This window comes from Streptomyces sp. NPDC043896 (genome assembly GCF_056435605.1).
Window position 1 is genome coordinate 189,762 of the sequence record NZ_JBWKEE010000005.1, and the last position, 20,604, is coordinate 210,365.

Genomic DNA, 20,604 nt, shown 5'->3' on the forward strand with positions numbered 1-20,604 from the left:
GAAGGGTCCGCGGGTGCACGGCAGCGCGACGGTGGTGGAGGGGTCGATGACTCAGGGGGCCGGTCAGGGACCCGCGATGCGGACGGACACGCTGCGGGACTTCCGGGTGCCGGTCACCGAACCCGTGCCGTACCCCGCGCCCGCCGTGCCGCCCGGCGAGCCTCCCGTCTTCGGCGAGGCCCCGGTGTACGGCGAGTACCCCACGTACTACGAGGACGGCGTGCCCCTGCCCCCGCGGCCCGGGTACGCCCCCGAGCACTCCGACCGCCCCGCGGCCCCCCTCGCCCGCCCCGGCACGGACACCGTCCCGCAGCAGCGGACCGCGGGCGACGGCGAGTACGACGACACCGACGACGGCTACACCCCCACGCAGCGCGACCTGCCGATCATCGGCCGCGGCACCACGGGCGGACCCGGCGACACCGTGCAGGTCCACTACGTCCCCCAGGAGGCCCCCGGCTCCGGCCCCGGCCCCCTCTACGTCGTGGGCGACGTCCACGGCTACCTGGACGAGCTCATCGCCGAACTCCAGGCCCAGCACCTCATCGACGCCGAATGCCGCTGGTCCGCCGGCAACGCCCGGCTCTGGTTCCTCGGCGACTTCACCGACCGCGGCCCCGACGGCATCGGCGTCATCGACCTCGTCATGCGGCTGTCCGCCGAGGCCGCGGCCGCCGGCGGCTACTGCAAGGCCCTCATGGGCAACCACGAGCTGCTCCTCATCGGCGCCAAGCGCTTCGGCGACACCCCCGTGTCCTCCGGCGCCGGCACCGCCACCTTCCAGGCCGCCTGGCTGCTCAACGGCGGCCAGCGCAGCGACATGGAGCGCCTGGAGGACGTCCACCTCCAGTGGATGTCCCGCCTCGACGCGGCCACGCTGCAGGACGGCCACCTGCTGCTGCACTCCGACACCACCGCGTACCTGGACTACGGCGACTCCATCGAGGACGTCAACGACACCATCCACGAGCTCCTCAACCGCAACGACGCGGACATCACCTGGGACCTCTTCCGCAAGTTCACCAAGCGGTTCGCGTTCCGCGACGAGGAGACCGGCCCCCAGGCCGTGAGGGAACTCCTCGGCACCTACGGCGGCAACCGCGTCGTGCACGGCCACAGCCCCATCCCGTACCTGCTGGGCGAGGTAGGCACCGAGGACGGCGACGACTCCCACGGCCCGGAAGCCGTGGACGGACCGCACGTGTACGCGGACGGGCTGGCCATCGCGATGGACGGCGGAGTGACGATGGCGGGCAAGCTGCTCGTCGTTCAACTACCTCTGCGCGACTGAGCGTTCTCGGAGCGGGGTATTTCAGCAAAGCCCCTGTCACGGCGTGGCAGGGGCGCTCTACCATCGCCCTATCCGTAGCAGGCTCTCCTCCGTTTGTGCCGGAGCCCCGGATCCACGCGGGCATACCGGCACGTACGGAGCATCGGGGGATGCACATGACCAGCGCTCCGCACCTGCTCACCGAAGACCGACCGGAGTTCGACCGGCTCCTCGACGAGGCGCTGCGCACCGCGGACGGACGGCCGGAACTCGCCACCCTGGGCGAACGGCTGAACGCCGAACAGCTGCGCACCATGGCCCTGGCCGCGACCACACTGCTGACCGCCGCCGCGGCCGCCGAGTACGACCACTACGTGAAGGTACGGGAGGAACTGCGCGACGCAGCGCTGTCGGCCCCCGGAACGGCCGCCGAGGACGGCTCCGAAGAACAGGGCGACGGCGCAGGCGTGAGCGCCGTGGTCGGCGTCCTCGCCCCGGTCCTGGCGGGCACCGCCATGCTGATCTTCCTGCTGTTCGGCTACGGCCTGAAACTGATCGAGCCCGCACCGGCCTTCGCCGAGACCATGCTCACGGTCGGCTGGCTCTTCGGCGCACTCACCGCTGCCGCCCTGCTCTTCGCGGTGGTCGGCCTCCTCGTGACGGCCCTGCGCAACAGCTCCACGGAGGTCGCGGCGGCGGAGAGCGTGCCGATACCCGACGAGCTCTCCCGCGCCCGCGAGGCCTGGCGCAACGCGCTGCTGGAACGGGGCATCGTGCCGTTCCTGCGAGACGCCCTGGCGGACCCCACCGCCGGGCCGGGCTACCCGGTGCCCCGTACGCCGGGTGCCGGACGGATCCCCAGCCTGGGCTACACCCGGCCGGACTTCACCAGCCCCGGCCCCGCCTCCCAGGGGCCCCGCCCCGGCTACACGTCCCCGGACTTCACCAGCCCGGACTTCGGCGGCCCCGAACACGACCCCGAGTGAGGCTCCCCGGGCGGCCCTCCGCCCGACGGTCCCGTTCCACGTCCGCACGTCCGTCTCACGGCGCCGTCGGATCCGCCCCACGGGCCTCGCATCCGCCCCACGTGCGCCTCACGTCCGTTTCACGTGAAACATCCACGAAGGCGAGCGGCCCCGAGAACGGCGAAGGCCGACCGACGACTCCCCCCGGAACGCCGTCGGTCGGCCCTCATCCCCCGGATCAGTCGGCCAGCGGCAGGTAGACCCGGCTCCCGGAGGCCGCGAACTCGGCGGACTTCTCCGCCATGCCCGCCTCGATCTCATCCGCCTTCAGGTCACCGCCGTGCTCACGGCGGATGTCCTGCGAGATCTTCATGGAGCAGAACTTCGGACCGCACATGGAGCAGAAGTGCGCGGTCTTGGCCGGCTCCGCCGGGAGCGTCTCGTCGTGGAACTCGCGAGCCGTGTCCGGGTCGAGGGCCAGGTTGAACTGGTCCTCCCAGCGGAACTCGAAGCGCGCGTCCGACAGGGCGTCGTCCCACTCCTGGGCGCCCGGGTGGCCCTTGGCCAGATCCGCCGCGTGGGCGGCGATCTTGTACGTGATGACACCGGTCTTCACGTCGTCCCGGTTGGGCAGGCCCAGGTGCTCCTTGGGCGTCACGTAGCAGAGCATCGCGGTGCCCCACCAGGCGATCATCGCGGCGCCGATGCCCGAGGTGATGTGGTCGTACGCGGGCGCGACGTCCGTGGTCAGCGGGCCGAGCGTGTAGAACGGCGCCTCTTCGCAGATCTCCTGCTGGAGGTCGATGTTCTCCTTGATCTTGTGCATCGGGACGTGGCCCGGGCCCTCGATCATGGTCTGGACGTTGTGCCGCTTGGCGATCGTGTTCAGCTCGCCCAGCGTCTTCAGCTCGGCGAACTGGGCCGCGTCGTTGGCGTCCGCGATGGAGCCCGGACGCAGGCCGTCACCCAGCGAGTACGTGACGTCGTACGTCGCGAGGATCTCGCAGAGCTCCTCGAAGTTCGTGTAGAGGAAGTTCTCCTTGTGGTGCGCCAGGCACCACGCGGCCATGATCGAGCCACCGCGCGAGACGATGCCGGTCTTGCGGCGGGCGGTCAGCGGCACGTACGGCAGCAGCACGCCGGCGTGGACCGTCATGTAGTCGACGCCCTGCTCGGCCTGCTCGATGACGGTGTCCTTGTAGATCTCCCAGGTCAGGTCCTCGGCCTTGCCGTCTACCTTCTCCAGGGCCTGGTACAGGGGCACGGTGCCGATCGGGACCGGGGAGTTGCGCAGCACCCACTCGCGGGTGGTGTGGATGTTACGGCCGGTGGAGAGGTCCATGACCGTGTCGGCACCCCAGCGGGTCGCCCAGGTCATCTTCTCCACCTCCTCCTCGATGGAGGAGGTGACCGCGGAGTTGCCGATGTTGGCGTTGACCTTCACCAGGAACTTCTTGCCGATGATCATCGGCTCGATCTCCGGGTGGTTCACGTTGGCCGGGAGCACCGCGCGGCCCGCGGCGATCTCCTCGCGGACGACCTCGGGGGAGACGTTCTCGCGGATCGCGACGTACTCCATCTCCGGGGTGATCTCGCCCCGGCGGGCGTACGCGAGCTGCGTGACGGCGGCCCCGCCACGGCCCCGGCGGGGCTGGCGCGGACGGCCGGGGAAGACCGCGTCGAGGTTCTTGAGGCCACCGCGCGGGGAGGTGTGCTTGATGCCGTCGTCCTCGGGGCGGACGGGGCGTCCCGCGTACTCCTCGGTGTCACCGCGGCCGATGATCCAGTTTTCGCGCAGCGGGGGGAGGCCCCGGCGCACGTCGGTCTCGATCTGCGGGTCGGTGTACGGCCCGGACGTGTCGTACAGCGTCACGTCCTGGCCCGTGGTGAGGTGGACCTGGCGGACCGGCACCCGGATGTCCGGGCGGGAGCCCGCCAGGTATCCCTTGTGCCAGCCGGGCTGGCGCTCGGTCTGGCCGTCGGCGTTCTGGCTGACGGCAGGCGTGCGTGCGTCCTGAATGGTCATGAGACCTGATCTCCCTACGCCGGCATTACCCGGTAACAGGTTCGGCGGTCGACGCAGCCTCCTCCCGTACGCATTCTCATGCGCGTACGGTGATCAGCGCCCTCTCAGCCCGGTGCTCCGAGCTCCCGCGTTGTGCAAAGTAGCCCCCACGTTAGCGTCGTGTGTGGCGTGCTGAACAGTGGGCCCCCTCATCTGTTGCGATGATCTGCTTGTGACGTACTCGCCGCAGCCTCCCCACGAGCCCACGGATCCCCTGGGCCACACCGGCCACGAGCATGCGTCCCACGGGCATGCGGCCGCCTCCTCCCACGGGCATTCCCACGGCCACGGCCATGGGCACAGCCACGGTCACGGGCCGGCCGCCCCGGTCTCCAAGCACCTGCGCAAGGTGATCGCCGCCGTGCTGATCCCCTTCGCCGCCGCCGTTTTCATCGGGATGGCAGTGCTCTGGCCTGGCGGCGCCCCCGCGCACGAACGGACCGGTGTCGGGTTCGACCGTCAGACGCAGCAGGGCAAGGTCGTCGCTCTCGCGAAGGTCGACTGCAAATCGGTGAACGCCTCGCAGGTCCCGCCCACGGGCGACACCTCCACCCCCGAGGGACGCGAGGCGCAGGCGGCCCAGACCGGCGAGTGCAAGAAGGCCACCGTCGAGGTGACCAGCGGGCCGGAGCGGGGCCGGGCGTTCTTCGAGATCGTCCAGCCCGGCGCGCCGCGGCAGCTGGAGAAGGGCCAGGAGGTGGTGGTGGCGTACGCCCCGGACGCGCCCCGGGACCTCCAGTACTCGGTGATCGACCTGAACCGGAAGTTCCCGATGGCACTGCTCGCCGGGATCTTCGCCGTCGCGGTCGTCGCGGTGGGCCGGATGCGCGGCCTGTTCGCCCTCATCGCGCTCGTCGTCAGCTTCGGGGTCCTGACGCTCTTCATCCTCCCGGCGATCCTGCAGGGCTCGAACCCCCTGCTCGTCGCGGTGATCGGCGCCAGCGCGATCATGCTCATCGCCCTCTACATGTGCCACGGGCTGACGGCGAGGACCTCGGTCGCCGTCCTCGGCACCCTGGTCTCGCTCCTGCTGATCGGGCTGCTCGGCTCGATGTTCATCGGACAGGCGTTCCTGAGCGGCAACACGGACGACAACACGGGGCTGATCCACGGGCTCTACCCCGACATCGACATGAGCGGTTTGCTGCTCGCAGGCGTGATCATCGGATCGCTCGGCGTGCTCGACGACGTGACGGTCACCCAGACCTCGGCCGTCTGGGAACTCCACCAGGCGGACCCGGACATGGGCCCGCGCGCCCTGTACCGGGCGGCCATCCGGATCGGCCGCGACCACATCGCCTCGGTGGTCAACACCCTCGTACTCGCCTACGCGGGCGCCGCACTGCCGCTCCTGCTGCTGTTCTCCATCGCAAACAGCAGCATGGGCACGGTGGCCAACAGCGAGCTGGTCGCGGAGGAGATCGTACGGACCCTCGTGGGCTCCATCGGGCTGGTGGCCTCGGTGCCCGTGACCACGGCGTTGGCGGCGCTGGTGGTCTCCGCCGACCGGCCGGGTCCCTCGGCCGGCGCCGGGGCAACGGGTACGGCCACCGGCGGGACCGCCGGACCGGCCCGCGGCGGCCGGGGCCGCCGCCGGCGCAAGCGCTGAAGTGCCGGTCGGGGGCGGGGGGCCGGACCCCCCCCCCCGACCGGCCTCAGCCCGCCTTCCGCTCGTTCTGCTGCGACCCGGCGAGGATCTTGCCGAGCGCCTGGTCGAGGCTCTCCTCGAAGTCGCCGAGGCTGCGCTCCTGACCGAGCGGAACGAGCCGGTCGGTCCGGTCGAGGAACGCGACGAGCGGTGCCGCGCCGGCCCGGAACAGGGCTCGGTCACCGCCGACCTGGAGCCGGATGTGGACGTCGGACAGTTCCTCCGGGTCGGTGGGCGCGATGTGCACGTCGCCGTCACCGCACGGCTTGTTGATCCCGTCGAGAAGCAGCTCCCTGCCGAACGCCCAGGTCACGGGCGCGTCTCCGGGAAGGTGGAAGGTCAGGCGTACCGCGTACGGATCACGGGCGTCGTACCGGAGTTCCACCGGAATCCGGAACGCGAGCTCCTCGGAAACGAGGAAGCTCATCATGACCTCTGCCTGTACCGACTCGCGCATTGACTACCCCGCTGTAGTGGAAGTGGCCAGGAATGGTCCCCCAGGGCCCTCTTGACAAGGGTGGTGGAAGCGCTAGCAGATCACAAGGAGTGAGTTTTCAGATACTGATAGAGAAGGAGAGGGTGCTCAACAGCGCGCCTACTTCACTCCGTAGTCGATCCACTACACAGAGCAATCGTTCGGCTTGGTGCACAGGGAGGGAAATCGCCATCGTCGCGGCGGCGTCGCCGGCCGTGATCGGGATGGCCGCGCACACCGTGCCCAAGGCGTATTCCTGCCGCTCGATCACGGGCTGCATGCGTTCCAGGGAGCCGATCCGCTCCTCCAGGGCGCGCATGTCCCGCACGGTGTAGGGCGTGATGCTCTCGACCGGATACCGGTCGTAGTAGTCCCTGCGCGCCTTCTCGTCGAGCTGGCCCAGCAAGCACTGCCCGATGGCGTGGGCGTGGCCGGTCGCGCGGAAGTCGGCCCATTCCTCGCAGGCGGGGTTGGCCGGGGTGTCCGAGACACCCACGACCTCGATCTCACCCTCGCGGTAGACCGCGAAGTAGACGGGGGCCCCGACCGCGTCGCGGAAATGCGCGAGCGAATCGAGGATCATGCTGCGACGTTTCTGCTGAAGTCCGCCACCGGCCAGCCGGCCGGCCGCGTCGCCGAGGACGAACACCCCGCCCTCCCGGCGCAGATAGCCCTCGTGCGTCAGGGTGCGCAGCAGGTGGTACGCGGTGGGGAGCGGGAGCCCGGCTTCGCGGGCCAGCTGTTTCGCCGGGGCTCCCCCGCTATGGGACCCCGCCGCTTCGAGGAGCCTCAACGCCCGCTGCACCGAACCGATCAGGGTCGGCACACCGGGATTGTGAACCGAAGGCAAAGCTCACCCCCAGGCGGGACCGACACAGATTGGAACTGTATCCACCGGTTCCCGGCGTGCGGGTGGTTCGGCCGGTCCCGTTCCCCCGCCTGGGTCAATCCCCTGACCCGTTGGGGTCCCGTGGCCGGCGGCGGTCCTACCAGTCGCTGGAGGAGGCCTTCGACCCACTGCCGCTGAACTTCTTGACCACGAAGATCAGACCGCCGACGAGCGCCACGAAGAGCAGCACGTTGAAGGCGAACGAGATCAGCGTGCTGAGGATGGAGGTGATCACTCCGCCGAAGACGACGAGGGCCAGCAGCGGAACGGCGACCCACTTGACCCACCACGGCATGCCCGCGAACAGCGCTCGGATCCCGTCCATGTTCCTACCTCTTCCTCGTCCGTGACCCGTGGCTCCGTGAGCCCGCGTGTCCGTTTCTTTCCTCGCTCCCGATGCTAGGAGGCGGCGGCCCCGGACGGCGGGCCGCGAGCCCCCGGAACCCCCTGACCCGCCCCCTAGGGGGATCAGGGGGACGACCCTCAGGCCGGTTCCGCGCTCAGCCCTCCGGCGGGGAGAAGACCACCATCACCTTCAGGGGTTCGGTGATGTGGTGGAACCTGTGCGGCACCCCCGCCGGGACGTAGACGACGCTGCCGTTCGCCACCACCGTCGTCTCGTCGCCGACCGTGATCGAGGCCCGGCCGCTCACCACGAAATACACCTCGTCCTGCCGGTGCGGCTGCTGCGGATCGCTCTGCCCGGCGTCGAGCGCGTAGAGCCCGACCGACATGTGCCGCTCCCGCAGGAACTGCAGGTAGGCGCCGTTGTTCGCGGCCCGCTCCGCTTCGAGCTCGTCCAGCCGGAAGGCCTTCATCTTCGCTGTGCCCCTTGCTCTTGCCCGGTGGTGCCCCGGGATCCGCTGATCTGCCGATGCCCGGCCCGGATCTTCTCTGCCACGATCAGACACATGACGAATTTCCTAGTCAAGACGCTCGCCAACGCGGCGGCCCTGGCCGTCGCCATCTGGCTGCTCTCCGGCATCACGCTCGACGACGGCAGCAGCACGGGCCGCCGCGCCCTGACGCTGATCCTGGTCGCGCTGGTCTTCGGACTGGTCAACTTCATCGTCAAGCCCGTCGTGAAGCTGCTCTCCCTCCCACTGTTCGTCCTCACCCTGGGCCTGTTCACCCTCGTGGTGAACGCGCTGATGCTGCTGCTGACCTCCTGGCTGGCCAAGCAGCTCGACCTGAGCTTCCACGTCGACGGCTTCTGGACCGCCGTCCTCGGCGGCCTGATCATCTCCATCGTCTCCTGGGCCGTGAACCTGGCCCTGCCCGACAAGAACTGAGCGGACCGCCCATGTACCGCGTGTGCTTCGTCTGCACCGGCAACATATGCCGCTCCCCCATGGCCGAGTCGGTCTTCCGCGCCCGCGTCGCCGAGGCCGGGCTCGACGGCCTGGTCGGGGTGGACAGCGCCGGCACCGGCGGCTGGCACGAGGGCGACGGCGCCGACCCGCGCACGGTGGCCGTGCTGGAGGCCGCAGGGTACGAGCAGGACCACCGGGCCCGGCAGTTCCGGGCCTCGTGGTTCGACCGCCTCGACCTCGTCATCGCCCTCGACGCCGGCCACCTGCGGGACCTGCGCGCCCTCGCGCCCACCCCGGAGGCCGCCGCCAAGGTCCGGCTGCTGCGCTCGTACGACCCGGGTACGGCAGCCCGGGACGGCGCGGCGCACGCGGCCGACGTCCCCGATCCGTACTACGGCCCGTACGACGGGTTCGAGGAGTGCCTGGCCCTGGTCGAGGCCGCGAGCACCGGCCTGCTGGAAGCCGTACGCGCCGCCGTGAAGGAGCCCGCCCCGTGAACGCACCCACCCCCGGCGAAGGAGCCGGTACACCGGCAGGCCGCTACGGCGACAGCACGCGCGCCGTCCGCGCGGGACTGCCCGAGCCCGTCAAGAACGAACCGCCGCTGCCCGGACCCGTCTTCGCCGCCCACTTCCACCTCCCCGGCGACGTGTCCGGCCCGTACTCCTACGGCCGTGACACCAACCCCACCTGGACCCTGCTGGAACGCGCCATCGGGGAGCTGGAGGCACCGGGCGAGGAAGGGGTGGAGACCGTCGTCTTCGCCTCCGGCATGGCCGCCGTCTCCGCCGTCCTGCTCTCCCAGGCCCGCGCCGGCGACACCGTCGTCCTGCCCTCCGACGGCTACCAGGCGCTGCCCCTGGTCCGGGAACAGCTCGAGGCGTACGGCGTCCACGTGCGCACCGCACCGACCGGCGGGGACGCCCAGCTCGCCGCCCTCGACGGGGCGCGGCTGCTGTGGATCGAAACCCCGTCCAATCCGGGGCTCGACGTGTGCGACGTACGCCGCCTCGTGCGGGCGGCGCACGCGGCGGGCGCCCTCGTCGCCGTCGACAACACCCTCGCGACGCCGCTCGGGCAGCGGCCGCTGGAACTCGGCGCGGACTTCTCCGTCGCCAGCGGCACCAAGGGACTCACCGGCCATGGGGACCTGCTGCTCGGCTACGTCGTCTGCCGCGGTCCGGAACAGGCCGCGGCGGTCCGCCGCTGGCGCAAGATCGTCGGGGCGATCCCGGGACCCATGGAGGCCTGGCTCGCCCACCGCTCCCTGGCCACCCTCCAGCTGCGCACCGGACGCCAGTGGGGCAACGCGCTGGCCGTGGCCGAGGCGCTGGCCGACCGGCCCGAGGTCACCGGGCTGCGCTACCCGGGGCTCGCCTCCGATCCCTCCCACAAGACGGCGGCGGGACAGATGCGCGGTTTCGGTTCGGTGGTCTCCTTCACCCTGCCCGACCGCGCGCACGCGGAACGCTTCATGACCGCCCTCGACCTGGTCGAGGACGCCACGAGCTTCGGCGGTGTCCGCTCCACCGCGGAGCGGCGCGGGCGCTGGGGCGGCGACGCCGTGCCGGAGGGCTTCATCCGCTTCTCCGCCGGGGCCGAGGACCCCGAGGACCTGGTCGCCGACGTGCTCCGGGCCCTGGACTCCGCCGCCTCCCGGGCCTGAACGCCGCCGGAAGACGGCGGACGCAAGACGGTCCGAGCCTCCCCCCTGGTGGCTCGGACCGCCCCGGGTTCCCCGAGAGAAGAACCACGCCGACAAGGCTAGTTGACTCAGCGTCAGAGTCCAATCACGGTAACGACAGGGGCCTATCGGCATATTTATAGTTGAAGGCCCCCACCGAGAGGGGCCGCCATGGACCTGGCCCTGCTGCGCACCTTCGTCGCCGTGCACCGGGCCGGCTCGTTCACCCGGGCCGCCACCCTGCTCGGGCTGTCACAGCCCGCCGTCACCTCGCAGATCCGCACCCTGGAACGCCAGCTCGGCCGCCCCCTGTTCCACCGGCGCGCCCGGGGCGTCACCCCCACCGCTGTCGGCGACGAGCTGGCCCACAAGGCCGCCCCGCACCTCGACGCACTGCTCCGCATCGCCGAGACCGAGCGGGAGGCAGCCGGAACCCTGCGGACCCTGCACCTCGCCGGGCCACCGGAGTTCCTCTGCCATCGCGTCCTGCCCGCCCTCGCGCCCCTGGTCGGCCAGGGACAGACACTGCGCACCGCCCTGGCACCGGACGCCGGGGAGAACCTCGCCGGTCTCGCCGCCGGGCAGCACGACCTGGTCGTCACCACCGCCCGCCCGCGCGGCGGCCCCTTCACCACGAGCGTCCTGTGCGACGAAGAGCAGGTGCTGGTCGCCGCGCCCTACTGGGCCGCCCTGGCCGGCCCCGCCGGAGCGGGCGCCCCCGGCCCCGCCGCGCTCGACGGGATCCCGGTCGTCGAGGTCCACGAGAGCCTCCCCCTCGTCACCCGCTACTGGGCCGCCGTCTTCGACTCCGCGCCCGACTCCGCCGCCACCGTCGTGGCCCCCGACCTGCGGGCCGTCCTGGAGTGCGTCCGGGCCGGCGCCGGGCTCACCGTCCTGCCCCGCTACCTGTGCCAGGACGCCCTGGACCGAGGTGAGATCGTCTCCTTGATGGAGCCCGCCGTGCCCCCGCTGCGCACCTGGTTCCTCGTGGTCCGGACCGGCAGCCTGGCGCTCGCCCACCTCGGCCGGGCCCACGACCGCCTGCTGCGCGCCGCCGTGCACTGGTGAACCCCTTGGGTTTTGGACGATGGCGCGTTTCAGATCCGCGGGCATGGGCCACTCTTCTCCCATGACCGAACGTCCCGTGGTCAAACGCACCGCCCGAGCGATCCTGCTCGACGGTGACGACCTGATCCTCATCAAGCGCACGAAGCCCGGCGTCGATCCGTACTGGCTCACGCCCGGCGGTGGCGTGGAAGCCTCCGACAGCACCGTCGTCGAAGCCCTCCACAGAGAGCTCGACGAGGAACTCGGCGCCAAGGTCACCGACGTGGTGCCCTGCTTCGTCGACACCGTCGAGCACATCGCCTCCGGGGGAGTGACCGGGGTGAAGGTGCAGCACTTCTTCGTCTGCCGACTCGCGTCAATGGACCCCGCCCTGCGGCATGGGCCCGAAGTCGACGAACCCCAGGGCGAGTACGAGATCGTCCGCGTCCCCTTCACCCGGGTTGGCATCGCCGCCGTCCACCTTGTGCCGCTCTCGCTGCGCCACTACCTCGACGGCAACATCGAGGGAGTCCGCGCCATGCACGCGCCCGACCTGGGCTGACGGCGCCGGGGAGGGCGGGCGGACCCGAGCCGGTGTCAGCCGGCCACGCCCGCCAGCTCCTCCAGGGCGTCGTAGCGGATGCGCTCCCCGGGGATCCCGATCCGCTTGAGCGCGTCCACACCGCTGCGGATCATCGCCGGCGGCCCCGAGATGAAGGCGTCGTACGAACTCCAGGGCCCGTGTTCCCCCACCGCCTGCGGGAGCTGGCCCGCCAGGCCCTCGCCGATCACCGGGCGCACCGACAGCCACGGGTGGGAGCGCTGCAACCCCAGCAGGGTGTCCTTGTCGTAGAGGTCGTGGTCGCTGCGCGCCCCGAAGAAGACCTCCATGGGACGCCGTTCCCCGTGCTCGGCGACGTCCTCGATCAGCGCCTTGATGGGGGCGATGCCGGTGCCGCCCCCCAGGCACAGCATCCCGTTGTCCGTGCTGTGGTCCACCACCATCGAACCGGCCGGCGGGCCCAGCCGCAGTACGTCGCCCGGCCGGGCGCGGCGCACCAGGGCGTTGGAGACCCAGCCCGCCGGGACGGCCTTGACGTGGAAGGAGAGCAGCCCGTCCGCGCGCGGCGCCGAGGCGAAGGAGTAGTGCCGCCAGACCCTCGGCCACCACGGGGTCTCCAGGCTCGTGTACTGGCCGGCGAGGAACGGGTACGGCTGGTCGGGGCGGACCGTCAGAACGGCGATGTCCGAGGTACGCAGATCGTGCGAGACCACCTCGGCCTGCCACCAGGCCGGCGCCCTGGCCTCGTCCTCCGCCGCCGCGTCGATCATCGTCTGGGAGATGGCGGTGTAGGCGCGCACCCAGGCCGCCTCGGTCTCCGGACCCCAGGTGAGCTCCGCGTACCGGGCCAGCGCGCCGATCAGCGCCTCTCCCACGACCGGGTAGTGCCCGGACACGGTGCCGTACTTGCGGTGCCCGGCGCCGAGCCGGCGCAGGTACGGGGTCAGCACGGCCGGGTCGTCGATGTGCTCGGCGGCGGTCAGCAGGGCCTTCAGCAGCCGGTCCCGCTGGACGTCCATGGCGGCGGGGAACATCTCCCGGACCTCGGGGTGGCCCGTGAAGACCAGGGCGTAGAAGTACGAGGTCACTTTGTCGGCGACGGGTGCGATCTCCGCGAGGGTCCGGCGGATGAGCACGGCGTCGGGGGAGGGCTCGGTCGCACCGCCCCCGGAGGGTATCCGGCCCGTCGGTCTGGCCGATCTGGTGGGCGGAGCGTCCATGCGGTGCCTCGCTTCGAGCATCTCGGTCGGGTCTCACACGCCACGGCCTCGAATCCGTGGTTCCGGGTTTCACAGCGTGCCAGCCGGCCGAGAGCCCTGCGGAGGAATGGAAGAAACGGGCCTTCGAACCCCCTTTTCCCCTTAAGATGCCGCGACTCCCGGGCGTGCCCCGCCCACGAGCTGGTATGCCTCACGGAGGTCGCGGCCCTCGTAGACGTGCGTGGCCCGCGCCGCCAGGTGGGGGCGCGCGTTCACCGCTACCGAGCGCGGCACCGCCTCGAAGAGCACCGCGTCGGTCATGGAGTCCCCGTACGCGACGCAGTCGGTCCGGCCCACTCCGAACCGCGCGCAGAGCCGGTCCGCGACCTCCACCTTGCGCTCGGGCGTGAGGATCCCCGTCACGTCCACGGGCCGGGTGAAGGGCACCTCCGGGAAGACCGAGCCGTGCGCCGCGTGCGCACCCCACTCCAGCAGCAGTTCCACGAAGAAGGACGGGGACAGCGAGATCACCGCGCAGTAGTCACCGCGCTCCCGGATCTCCGCCCAGACGTCCCGGATCCCAGCCAGCCAGGGCGCCCCGTCGAAGGCCGTGCGGACCTGCGCTGCCGTCAGGTCCGCCCACAGCTCCCGGGCCGCGACCGAGAAGTCGTGCGGGTCGATCTCCCGTGCGCTGAAAGCCCTCTCCAGCTCCGCGATCTCGGCTTCCATGCCGAGCTGCCGGGAGATCTCCACGGGCGCTGCCGAGCCGTACATCAGGGTTCCGTCGAGGTCGAACAGGTGCAGGGAAGTCATAGCCGCCGAGGCTATCCGCTCCACCGGGGAAGCGGGTGTTTCACGTGAAACATGCGGATGTTTCACGTGAAACATCGTGTCGGCCGGATCCCCGAATTCCCTGGACTCCCCACGAGCCGATGATCCACTCTGGGCCGGTGACACCACCACTGCTCACCGACCTCCCGATCCGCGCACTCACCACGGATGACCTCCGTCACTGTGCCGACCTGTCCGAGGACCGCGGCTGGCCGCGCGAGGACCACAAGTGGGGGCTGCTCCTGACGGCCGGCCACGGCTACGGCATCGACGCGCCCGACGGCCGGGGACTGGCCGCCGCCTGTGTCGTCACCCACTACGGGGGCACCGGCGCGAAGTCCGACCTCGCCGCCATCGGGATGGTCCTCGTCGCCGATCGCTACGCCCGCAAGGGCCTGGGCCGCCGCCTCATGAGGTACGTGTGCGACGACGTCCTCGCCGGCGTCCCGCTCACCCTGCACGCCACTCCCTACGGCCGCCCGCTCTACGAGGAGCTCGGCTTCGACACCACGGGGCGCGCCGAGATGCTCCGGGGCGCCTTCCGACCCGAGCCGGACGGCCCCGCCGCTTCCTCCGCCGGTCTCCGGGTCCGCCCTGCCACCGCCGAGGACCTCCAGCGGATCGTGCTGCTGGACACGGAGGTGTTCGGGACCGACCGGACCCACCTCATCACGCGGCTCCCGGCCTTCACGGACCGGCTGCTCGTCGCGGAGGACGACTCCGGCGGCCTCATCGGCTACGCCGCGATCTGGCCCAACATGGACACCCATGTCGTCGGGCCGCTGATCGCCCGCGACACCGCCGCCGCCAAGGCCCTGGTGTCGGCGCTGGCCGCGAGCACCGAACGGGACCTGCGTACCGATGTCGACGTCCGCCACGAGGCACTCCTCGCGTGGCTCAAGGAACGTGGTCTGGCATCCGTGGCGTTCAACGCCGTCATGACCCGGGACATCCCGGGCCTCCCTGGTGACTGGTCTCGCCGCTGGGCACCCCTCACCGTCGCCGCCGGCTGAAACGAGGACACCGCACCATGACCGAGAACCCCGAGCTGACCATCCGGCCGGCCACCGAGGCGGATCTGCCCGAGATCGTCGCCATGCTCGCGGACGACCCGCTCGGCGCCACCCGGGAGTCCCCGGACGACCTGGCCCCGTACACCGCGGCGCTGAAGCGGCTGACCGAAGATCCCCACCAGCACGTCGTCGTCGCCGTCCGCGGCGAGCGCGTGGTGGGCACCCTCCAGCTCACGATCATTCCCGGGCTGTCCCGCAGGGGTGCCACCCGGTCCGTCATCGAAGGCGTCCGGGTCCACGCCGACGAGCGGGGGAGCGGACTGGGGACGCGCTTCATCGAGTGGGCCGTCGAGCGGTCCCGGCAGGAGGGCTGCCAGCTCGTGCAGCTCACCTCGGACGCCACCCGCACCGACGCCCACCGGTTCTACGAGCGGCTCGGCTTCACCGCGTCCCACGTGGGGTTCAAGCTCCAGCTCTGAGCGGTCCGGCGCAGGCCGGGCCGTTGTCGGCGGCCCGGCCTACGATCGGGAGGATGAGCACCGGGCTTCCCCTCGTCACCACCGCCGAGCGCCGTCACCGGCTGGGCCGCAGGCACCGGCTGGCGCCCTCTGTCCGCGCCACCACCACGGGCCAGGCGGCGGACGCCGTCGTGGCCCTGCACGCCACCGACGCCGCCACGGTTTTCCTCTCCGTCCGCGCCCGGCTGACCGAGGGCGGGCCCTCCGCGGTCGAGCGGGCCCTGTACGAGGACGTCAGCGTCGTCCGCATGCTCAGCATGCGCAACACCCTCTTCGCCGTCTCCACCGGACTCGCCCCGTACGTGGACTCGTCCACCGCCCGGGGCATCGCGTCCAAGGAGCGCCGGACCCTCCTCAAGCACCTTGAGGAGGACGGTCAGGGCCTCGACGCCGAGTGGCTGGCGCAGGCCGAGGCCGCCTCGCTCGACGCCCTCGACGCCCGCGGCGCGTCGACCGGCAGCCAGCTCTCGGCGGCGGTTCCGGCCCTGCGGCAGAAGATCACCATCAGCCGGGGCAAGAAGTACGAGACGGAGACCGGGGTCGCCACCCGCGTCATCCGCCTGCTGGCCGCCGACGGCCGCATCCGGCGGGACCGGCCGCGCGGATCGTGGACCTCCAGCCAGTTCCGCTGGGTGCACACGCAGCCCTGGCCCGCCGTGCCCGCCGCCGAGGCACGGGCCGAGCTCGCCCGGCGCTGGCTCCACGCCTACGGCCCGGCCACCGAAGCCGACCTGAAGTGGTGGACCGGCTGGACCCTCACCGACGTGCGCAAGGCCCTCGCCGCCGTGGGCCCCGATCAGGTGCGCCTCGAGGACGGCGGAACGGCCTTCGTCTGTCCCGGTGACACCGGGCCGGAGCCGGCCCCGGAACCCTGGGCCGCGCTCCTGCCCGGCCTCGACCCCAGCGCCATGGGCTGGGCCGACCGGAGTTTCCACCTCGACCCCGCCCACCGCCCCGCCCTGTTCGACTACGCGGGCAACATCGGTCCGACCGTCTGGTGGAACGGCGAGATCGTCGGCGGCTGGGCCCAGCGCCCCGACGGGGAGATCGTCTGGCGGCTGCTGGGCAGCCCCGGCCGGGCCGCGGAGGAGGCGGTCGCCGCCGAGGCGGCCCGGCTCGCCGACTGGGTGGGTGACGCCCGCGTCACGCCGCGGTTCCGCACCCCGCTGGAGCGCGAACTCACCGCCTGAGACCGCCCGATGCCCCCGACGGGGGCGTCAGCCGATGCCGCGCCAGCCCTGCGGGTCCACCCCGCCGGGCACGGGCGCGCCAGGGTCGTACGGCTCGCGCGTGAAGACGAACGAGCCGAGGTCGAGGTGGCTCACCGAGCCGTCCTCGCGCCGTACCGCCCGCAGCGTCTCACCCGCGTAATAGCCCGTCAGACCGGTCCAGGTACCGTCCGGTTCGGCTCGGAACCGGGCCGACCGGCCAGTGGCACCGACCGGGCCGAGCTCCAGGGACCCGTCGTGGTTCAGCCGCAGCACCTGGGCCGAAGTACCCCAGTACCAAGGGCCGCACAGCTCCAGCGGCACCTGGTCGTCCTCCTTGAACGGACGCCACGGCTCGGGGATGCGCGGCTCCGCCTCCGCGACGATCGCGACGAGGTCGCAGGCCACCGTCGATGCGGGCAGGCCCGAGGTGCAGTTCGCCAGGACGACCGCGGCGACGTCGTCGGCCTCGCTGAACCAGAGCCCCGCCACGAAGCCGGGCAGTGAACCGCTGTGCCCGGCGAGCCGGCGCCCGCCCTGGTCCGCCAGCTGGATCCCGAACCCGTACCCCAGGTCGGCGATGCCGGGCTCCGGGGGCGCGGCCGACGTGCGCATCTCCCGGGCGCTCTCGGCGCTCAGCACGCGCTCGTCACCCCGCATCAGCAGCCGGGCGAACTTCGCCAGGTCCCCGGTGGTGGACCACAGCTGGCCGGCGGCGGCCATCAGCCCCAGGTCCTCGGACGGCTCGGGCATCATCACGTCCGCCCAGGGGTGCACCGCCCAGCCGCCCGCGTGCGGAGCCTGCGGCAGACCGCTCGTACGGCTCAGCCCCAGCGGCTCCAGCACCTCGGCGCGCAGCACCTCTTCCCAGGGCTTGCCGCGGAGCGCCTCGACGAGCGAACCCAGCAGGGTGTAACCGGGGTTGGAGTAGTGGTGCCGGGCACCCGGCACGTGCTTGAACGGCTCCTCGCCGAGGACGTCGGCGAGCTCGGGCCGCAGTGCCGCCGACGAACGCTCCCACCACTCACCGGGCGTCTCGGCGGCGAGACCCGAGGTGTGGGCCAGCAGCTGGGCGATCGTCACCTCGTCCGCACCGCTCCCGGGCAGGTGCTTGCCCAGCGGGTCCGACAGGTCCAGCAGACCCTCGTCCCGCAGCCGCATGACGAGGACGGCGGTGAAGGTCTTGGTGATCGATCCGATCCGGTACTGCACGTTCCCGTCCGGCCCGTGGCCCTCCACGGAGGTCCGGGAGCCCTCCCAGACCACCTCGCCCCCACGCACGACCGCCGCCACCAGCGAGGGGGACCGGCCCTCCCGCTGCGCGACGGCGATCCGGTGCCGCAGGGCACGCCGGGTCGCGGGGAGCAGTTCCAGGTCTTCAGAGAGCGCGTCCATGATCTGTAGGTTCTCACTTTCGGTGTCATGCGCCGACGCTATGACCTGGAGGTTCCCCTCCAGTCTCACGACGTGTCGGCAGGCGGCTGTCTCAGATCGGTGTCATTTCCTCAGACTGTCCAGCCGGCTGCGCCGGACCTCATGAACTTGCATCGGCAGCCGTCCGTTCCATCCACTCCCGCACCTTCACTGCTTGCTCGATGCGGTTGACGATGTCCTTCTTGAACTCCGTGTCCAAGGTCTCCGGGATCTTGTCGAAGGTGTCGGGAAGGACGTCGAGGAGACCCCAGATCTGTTCGCCGGTACTGGCGGTCAGCAGCTGCTGGCACCTCCACTGCAACGGCACCTCGGGACGGTGCGTGAGCCGCTGCACGAGTGTTGGGAACAGGTAGTGCGTCGCCTCCGCGGCGAGGTGCTCTCGTAGCCAGTCGACCGGGAGGCGCTGGCTGAAGCCATGCATGGCGGCCTCCTGGGCCAGGTCCAGGAGCTGAGCGGTGTCGACGGCTCGGACGGTGCGGGGAAGGGTCGGGGTCATGCCGCGATGATGCCAAGAAGCCTCCGCGGGGCCGAGCGGTCAGCCGGCCCGGGATGCAATCTGGCAACGGGCAGGAACCCAGACTTCCTCGAACTCCTCGAAGGTGAGCTGTTCGGGCTCGTGGCCTTCCCACTCCAGGACGGGCAGCTCGGCTGTGATCCCGAACCTGCTGTCGTACTCATCGAGGCGGCCTGCATCGCGTGCCCCCTGCCACTCGGCGAGGGAGGCAGCTGCAATCGGGATCAGCTCAGGCCCTTCGAGTTCGACTTGCCGGATCACCCAGCCGTCGGCGTCTACCTCGAAGTAGAACCAGGTGTCTTCCTCGTCCCAGTAGCAGCGCATCCATGTGGTCACCAGGCCATGATGCCGGGCCGGATGCGCCGCCCTACTCCGCTCTGCCTCATGACTGGGCGATGAATCCTGCGGATCGCTCAAGCTGGAAAGGAGAACCGACCCGGGTTGGATCCCAGCCTTGATCCCGTGCCTCTCGAATGCTGGCAGCAACGTGGGCCGGACGAATGGGCTCCGTGCGGTCGCGAGAGGCAGGTTGCACGCGAACGTACCGAACGTCATCGCCGACAAGCACCTTCGGGACTACGGATAGCTTGATCAGCCCATAAGTTGGTGTCAGTGCCGAGCGACCCGGCGCATCGCACCCACCCCGGGTGCACTCACCGCGATCGGAGAGCACCGTGAAGAACAGCCCGTTGTGGCGAGTGGTTGACAACGAGAGCGGTACCCAGTCCATCGTCAGCACGCCCTCCGAGGCGGTCGCTTTCGTCAACAGCCGGTTCGACACCGATGACGACGACGAACCCTTCAGCATCGCCGAGGTCGGCCCTCTCCTTCCGAAGCCGCTCGAGATCATCACCGCATGGGCCGCCGAGAAGGACGGCGAGCGAACCGACGGGCGTACTGCCCCGATCACCATCAGGCCGGTTGTGACGGACAACGCCAGCGAGTGCGACGCCGTCGTGCTCTGGGGCGACGTGTACGTCTCCTGGGACCACGACATGTACACCGTCGAGGAGCCGGACAGCTCCGAGTACAGCGAGGCTTACAGCGCAACCGAGTTGAGTGCGATCCTCGACGAGTACGCCGACGACTACGAGTACGCGCCTGACGGGCCTGGAGGGCCCGACAGCCACAGGTGGCCGAAACCGGAAGAGTTGATCACCTACGGCGCCCAGGAGTGTGCCAAGCGGTTCGGGCACCTCGACGACGACGCCCTGCTGTGGCTCGCTGCCACCCGCATCACGCTCGCCGTGTGGCGCAACACAGCCGTCGAGAATTGGCATGCCGGGAAGAGTCCGCTCCACGACGGCACAATGATGCGGATCAACACGGCAACCACCCGACTCGTGCGTTCGATGCTGTCGTTCGACCATGTCGACTGGATCGGTCTCGGTCTCGCGATCGTCAGCCCGTCCCGGGTTCTACCGACAGGGCAGTCCGTACTTGAGCTCGGGCTGGCCTGCCACAACCCTGACGACCCGGCGCACGAGGTTGATCCGCGAGAAGAACTCGCCGAGATGGCGCAGGTCGCGATCTCATGGGGGCGAAGGCACTGCCTTCACGAGAAGGAGTTCGGCCTGCGAACCTTGATCGAATCCTTCTGTGCGTCCGACAACGGCTGGTTCGGGGCACCGAGTTGGGGGCGCATCGTCGATCGGTTCCTTACGGCTGTCTACGACCGGGAGAATGCGCACTGGCGCATATACCGGGACAAGCCTTGGTTCAACGAGTGGTTCACCAACAGGCCGGCCGACATTGCGGACACCACGGAATTTCGTCGGCTGCTCCTTGCCGGGCCCGACCTGCTTTCCGAGGAGGCCGCCGAATGGTGCGTGGATGGTGCCATCGGCTACGTCTGCCAGAACGACCACGCGAACGACTGCTGGCGGTGCGGTATCCCGCTGGCAACGGACTCCCCCAACGAGTGAATGTGTGCACCAGCATAGAAAGCAGCAATCCACTGACCGCACTC

General features: G+C 70.7%; 22 protein-coding genes. 12 read left to right on the forward strand and 10 right to left on the reverse strand.

The window, feature by feature from the left end; translation table 11 throughout:
* Positions 1-46: 46 nt before the first annotated feature.
* Positions 47-1,291 (forward strand): metallophosphoesterase, encoded by a 1,245-nt coding sequence (locus AC069X_RS09190; protein ID WP_478726674.1) that lies wholly within the window; start codon positions 47-49, stop codon positions 1,289-1,291.
* Positions 1,292-1,440: 149 nt separating this feature from the next.
* On the forward strand, positions 1,441-2,256 hold the full coding sequence (locus tag AC069X_RS09195; RefSeq protein WP_478726676.1) for a hypothetical protein: 816 nt from the start codon (positions 1,441-1,443) through the stop codon (positions 2,254-2,256).
* Positions 2,257-2,473: 217 nt separating this feature from the next.
* On the opposite strand, the gene thiC is transcribed toward AC069X_RS09195, so the two are convergent.
* Complete coding sequence (thiC, locus tag AC069X_RS09200) at positions 2,474-4,261, reverse strand: phosphomethylpyrimidine synthase ThiC (protein ID WP_478726678.1); 1,788 nt, start codon at positions 4,259-4,261, stop codon at positions 2,474-2,476.
* A gap of 178 nt (positions 4,262-4,439) precedes the next feature.
* Between thiC and AC069X_RS09205 the strand changes: the two genes are divergently transcribed.
* Positions 4,440-5,909: a YibE/F family protein gene (locus AC069X_RS09205; protein ID WP_478726680.1), complete on the forward strand. Its 1,470-nt coding sequence runs from the start codon at positions 4,440-4,442 to the stop codon at positions 5,907-5,909.
* 46 nt (positions 5,910-5,955) lie between these two features.
* Here AC069X_RS09205 and AC069X_RS09210 read toward each other — a convergent pair whose 3' ends face one another.
* The 4 genes from AC069X_RS09210 to AC069X_RS09225 all read right to left on the reverse strand — a co-directional run bounded on the left by AC069X_RS09210 (position 5,956) and on the right by AC069X_RS09225 (position 8,130).
* Positions 5,956-6,405, reverse strand: coding sequence for an SsgA family sporulation/cell division regulator (locus AC069X_RS09210; protein ID WP_478726682.1), 450 nt, complete (start codon positions 6,403-6,405; stop codon positions 5,956-5,958).
* A 97-nt stretch (positions 6,406-6,502) separates the two neighbouring features.
* Complete coding sequence (locus AC069X_RS09215; RefSeq protein ID WP_478726684.1) at positions 6,503-7,249, reverse strand: IclR family transcriptional regulator; 747 nt, start codon at positions 7,247-7,249, stop codon at positions 6,503-6,505.
* Between the two features lie 160 nt (positions 7,250-7,409).
* A complete protein-coding gene (locus tag AC069X_RS09220; protein ID WP_478727010.1) occupies positions 7,410-7,628 on the reverse strand; it encodes a DUF5326 family protein in 219 nt (72 codons plus the stop codon).
* A 184-nt stretch (positions 7,629-7,812) separates the two neighbouring features.
* Entirely contained in the window at positions 7,813-8,130 is a 318-nt protein-coding gene (locus AC069X_RS09225; RefSeq protein ID WP_478726686.1) for a cupin domain-containing protein, read from the reverse strand.
* A 93-nt stretch (positions 8,131-8,223) separates the two neighbouring features.
* Here AC069X_RS09225 and AC069X_RS09230 point away from each other — a divergent pair, with 93 nt between their 5' ends.
* From AC069X_RS09230 to AC069X_RS09250, 5 genes are all read left to right on the forward strand, one after another.
* Complete coding sequence (locus AC069X_RS09230) at positions 8,224-8,604, forward strand: phage holin family protein (RefSeq protein ID WP_478726688.1); 381 nt, start codon at positions 8,224-8,226, stop codon at positions 8,602-8,604.
* 11 nt (positions 8,605-8,615) lie between these two features.
* The gene (locus AC069X_RS09235) at positions 8,616-9,122 is read left to right on the forward strand and encodes a low molecular weight protein-tyrosine-phosphatase (protein WP_478726690.1); all 507 of its coding nucleotides are present in this window, start codon (positions 8,616-8,618) and stop codon (positions 9,120-9,122) included.
* Positions 9,119-10,291 (forward strand): cystathionine gamma-lyase, encoded by a 1,173-nt coding sequence (locus AC069X_RS09240; RefSeq protein ID WP_478726692.1) that lies wholly within the window; start codon positions 9,119-9,121, stop codon positions 10,289-10,291. Before AC069X_RS09235 ends, AC069X_RS09240 begins: the two co-directional genes overlap by 4 nt.
* Before the next feature lie 189 nt (positions 10,292-10,480).
* Positions 10,481-11,377: a LysR family transcriptional regulator gene (locus tag AC069X_RS09245; protein ID WP_478726694.1), complete on the forward strand. Its 897-nt coding sequence runs from the start codon at positions 10,481-10,483 to the stop codon at positions 11,375-11,377.
* 61 nt (positions 11,378-11,438) lie between these two features.
* Positions 11,439-11,918: an NUDIX domain-containing protein gene (locus AC069X_RS09250; protein WP_478726696.1), complete on the forward strand. Its 480-nt coding sequence runs from the start codon at positions 11,439-11,441 to the stop codon at positions 11,916-11,918.
* Positions 11,919-11,953: 35 nt separating this feature from the next.
* Here the strand turns inward: AC069X_RS09250 and AC069X_RS09255 are convergent, their stop codons facing one another.
* Together AC069X_RS09255 and AC069X_RS09260 are read right to left on the reverse strand one after the other, a co-directional pair.
* Positions 11,954-13,054, reverse strand: a complete 1,101-nt coding sequence (locus tag AC069X_RS09255; protein ID WP_478726698.1) for a globin domain-containing protein — start codon at positions 13,052-13,054, stop codon at positions 11,954-11,956.
* 225 nt (positions 13,055-13,279) lie between these two features.
* The gene (locus AC069X_RS09260; RefSeq protein WP_478726700.1) at positions 13,280-13,930 is read right to left on the reverse strand and encodes an HAD family hydrolase; all 651 of its coding nucleotides are present in this window, start codon (positions 13,928-13,930) and stop codon (positions 13,280-13,282) included.
* 137 nt (positions 13,931-14,067) lie between these two features.
* On the opposite strand from AC069X_RS09260, the gene AC069X_RS09265 reads away from it, so the two are divergent.
* From AC069X_RS09265 to AC069X_RS09275, 3 genes are read left to right on the forward strand one after another with little or no spacing between them, the layout of a single operon-like run.
* Positions 14,068-14,961, forward strand: coding sequence for a GNAT family N-acetyltransferase (locus tag AC069X_RS09265; protein ID WP_478726702.1), 894 nt, complete (start codon positions 14,068-14,070; stop codon positions 14,959-14,961).
* A gap of 17 nt (positions 14,962-14,978) precedes the next feature.
* On the forward strand, positions 14,979-15,440 hold the full coding sequence (locus AC069X_RS09270; RefSeq protein WP_478726704.1) for an N-acetyltransferase family protein: 462 nt from the start codon (positions 14,979-14,981) through the stop codon (positions 15,438-15,440).
* Positions 15,441-15,493: 53 nt separating this feature from the next.
* A complete protein-coding gene (locus AC069X_RS09275; RefSeq protein ID WP_478726706.1) occupies positions 15,494-16,669 on the forward strand; it encodes a winged helix DNA-binding domain-containing protein in 1,176 nt (391 codons plus the stop codon).
* Between the two features lie 27 nt (positions 16,670-16,696).
* On the opposite strand, the gene AC069X_RS09280 is transcribed toward AC069X_RS09275, so the two are convergent.
* The 3 genes from AC069X_RS09280 to AC069X_RS09290 form a co-directional block, all read right to left on the reverse strand.
* Complete coding sequence (locus tag AC069X_RS09280) at positions 16,697-18,082, reverse strand: serine hydrolase domain-containing protein (protein WP_478726708.1); 1,386 nt, start codon at positions 18,080-18,082, stop codon at positions 16,697-16,699.
* Positions 18,083-18,221: 139 nt separating this feature from the next.
* Positions 18,222-18,617 (reverse strand): hypothetical protein, encoded by a 396-nt coding sequence (locus tag AC069X_RS09285; protein WP_478726710.1) that lies wholly within the window; start codon positions 18,615-18,617, stop codon positions 18,222-18,224.
* Between the two features lie 39 nt (positions 18,618-18,656).
* The gene (locus AC069X_RS09290) at positions 18,657-18,959 is read right to left on the reverse strand and encodes a hypothetical protein (protein ID WP_478727012.1); all 303 of its coding nucleotides are present in this window, start codon (positions 18,957-18,959) and stop codon (positions 18,657-18,659) included.
* A 350-nt stretch (positions 18,960-19,309) separates the two neighbouring features.
* Here AC069X_RS09290 and AC069X_RS09295 point away from each other — a divergent pair, with 350 nt between their 5' ends.
* Entirely contained in the window at positions 19,310-20,560 is a 1,251-nt protein-coding gene (locus AC069X_RS09295; RefSeq protein WP_478726712.1) for a hypothetical protein, read from the forward strand.
* Positions 20,561-20,604: the final 44 nt, after the last annotated feature.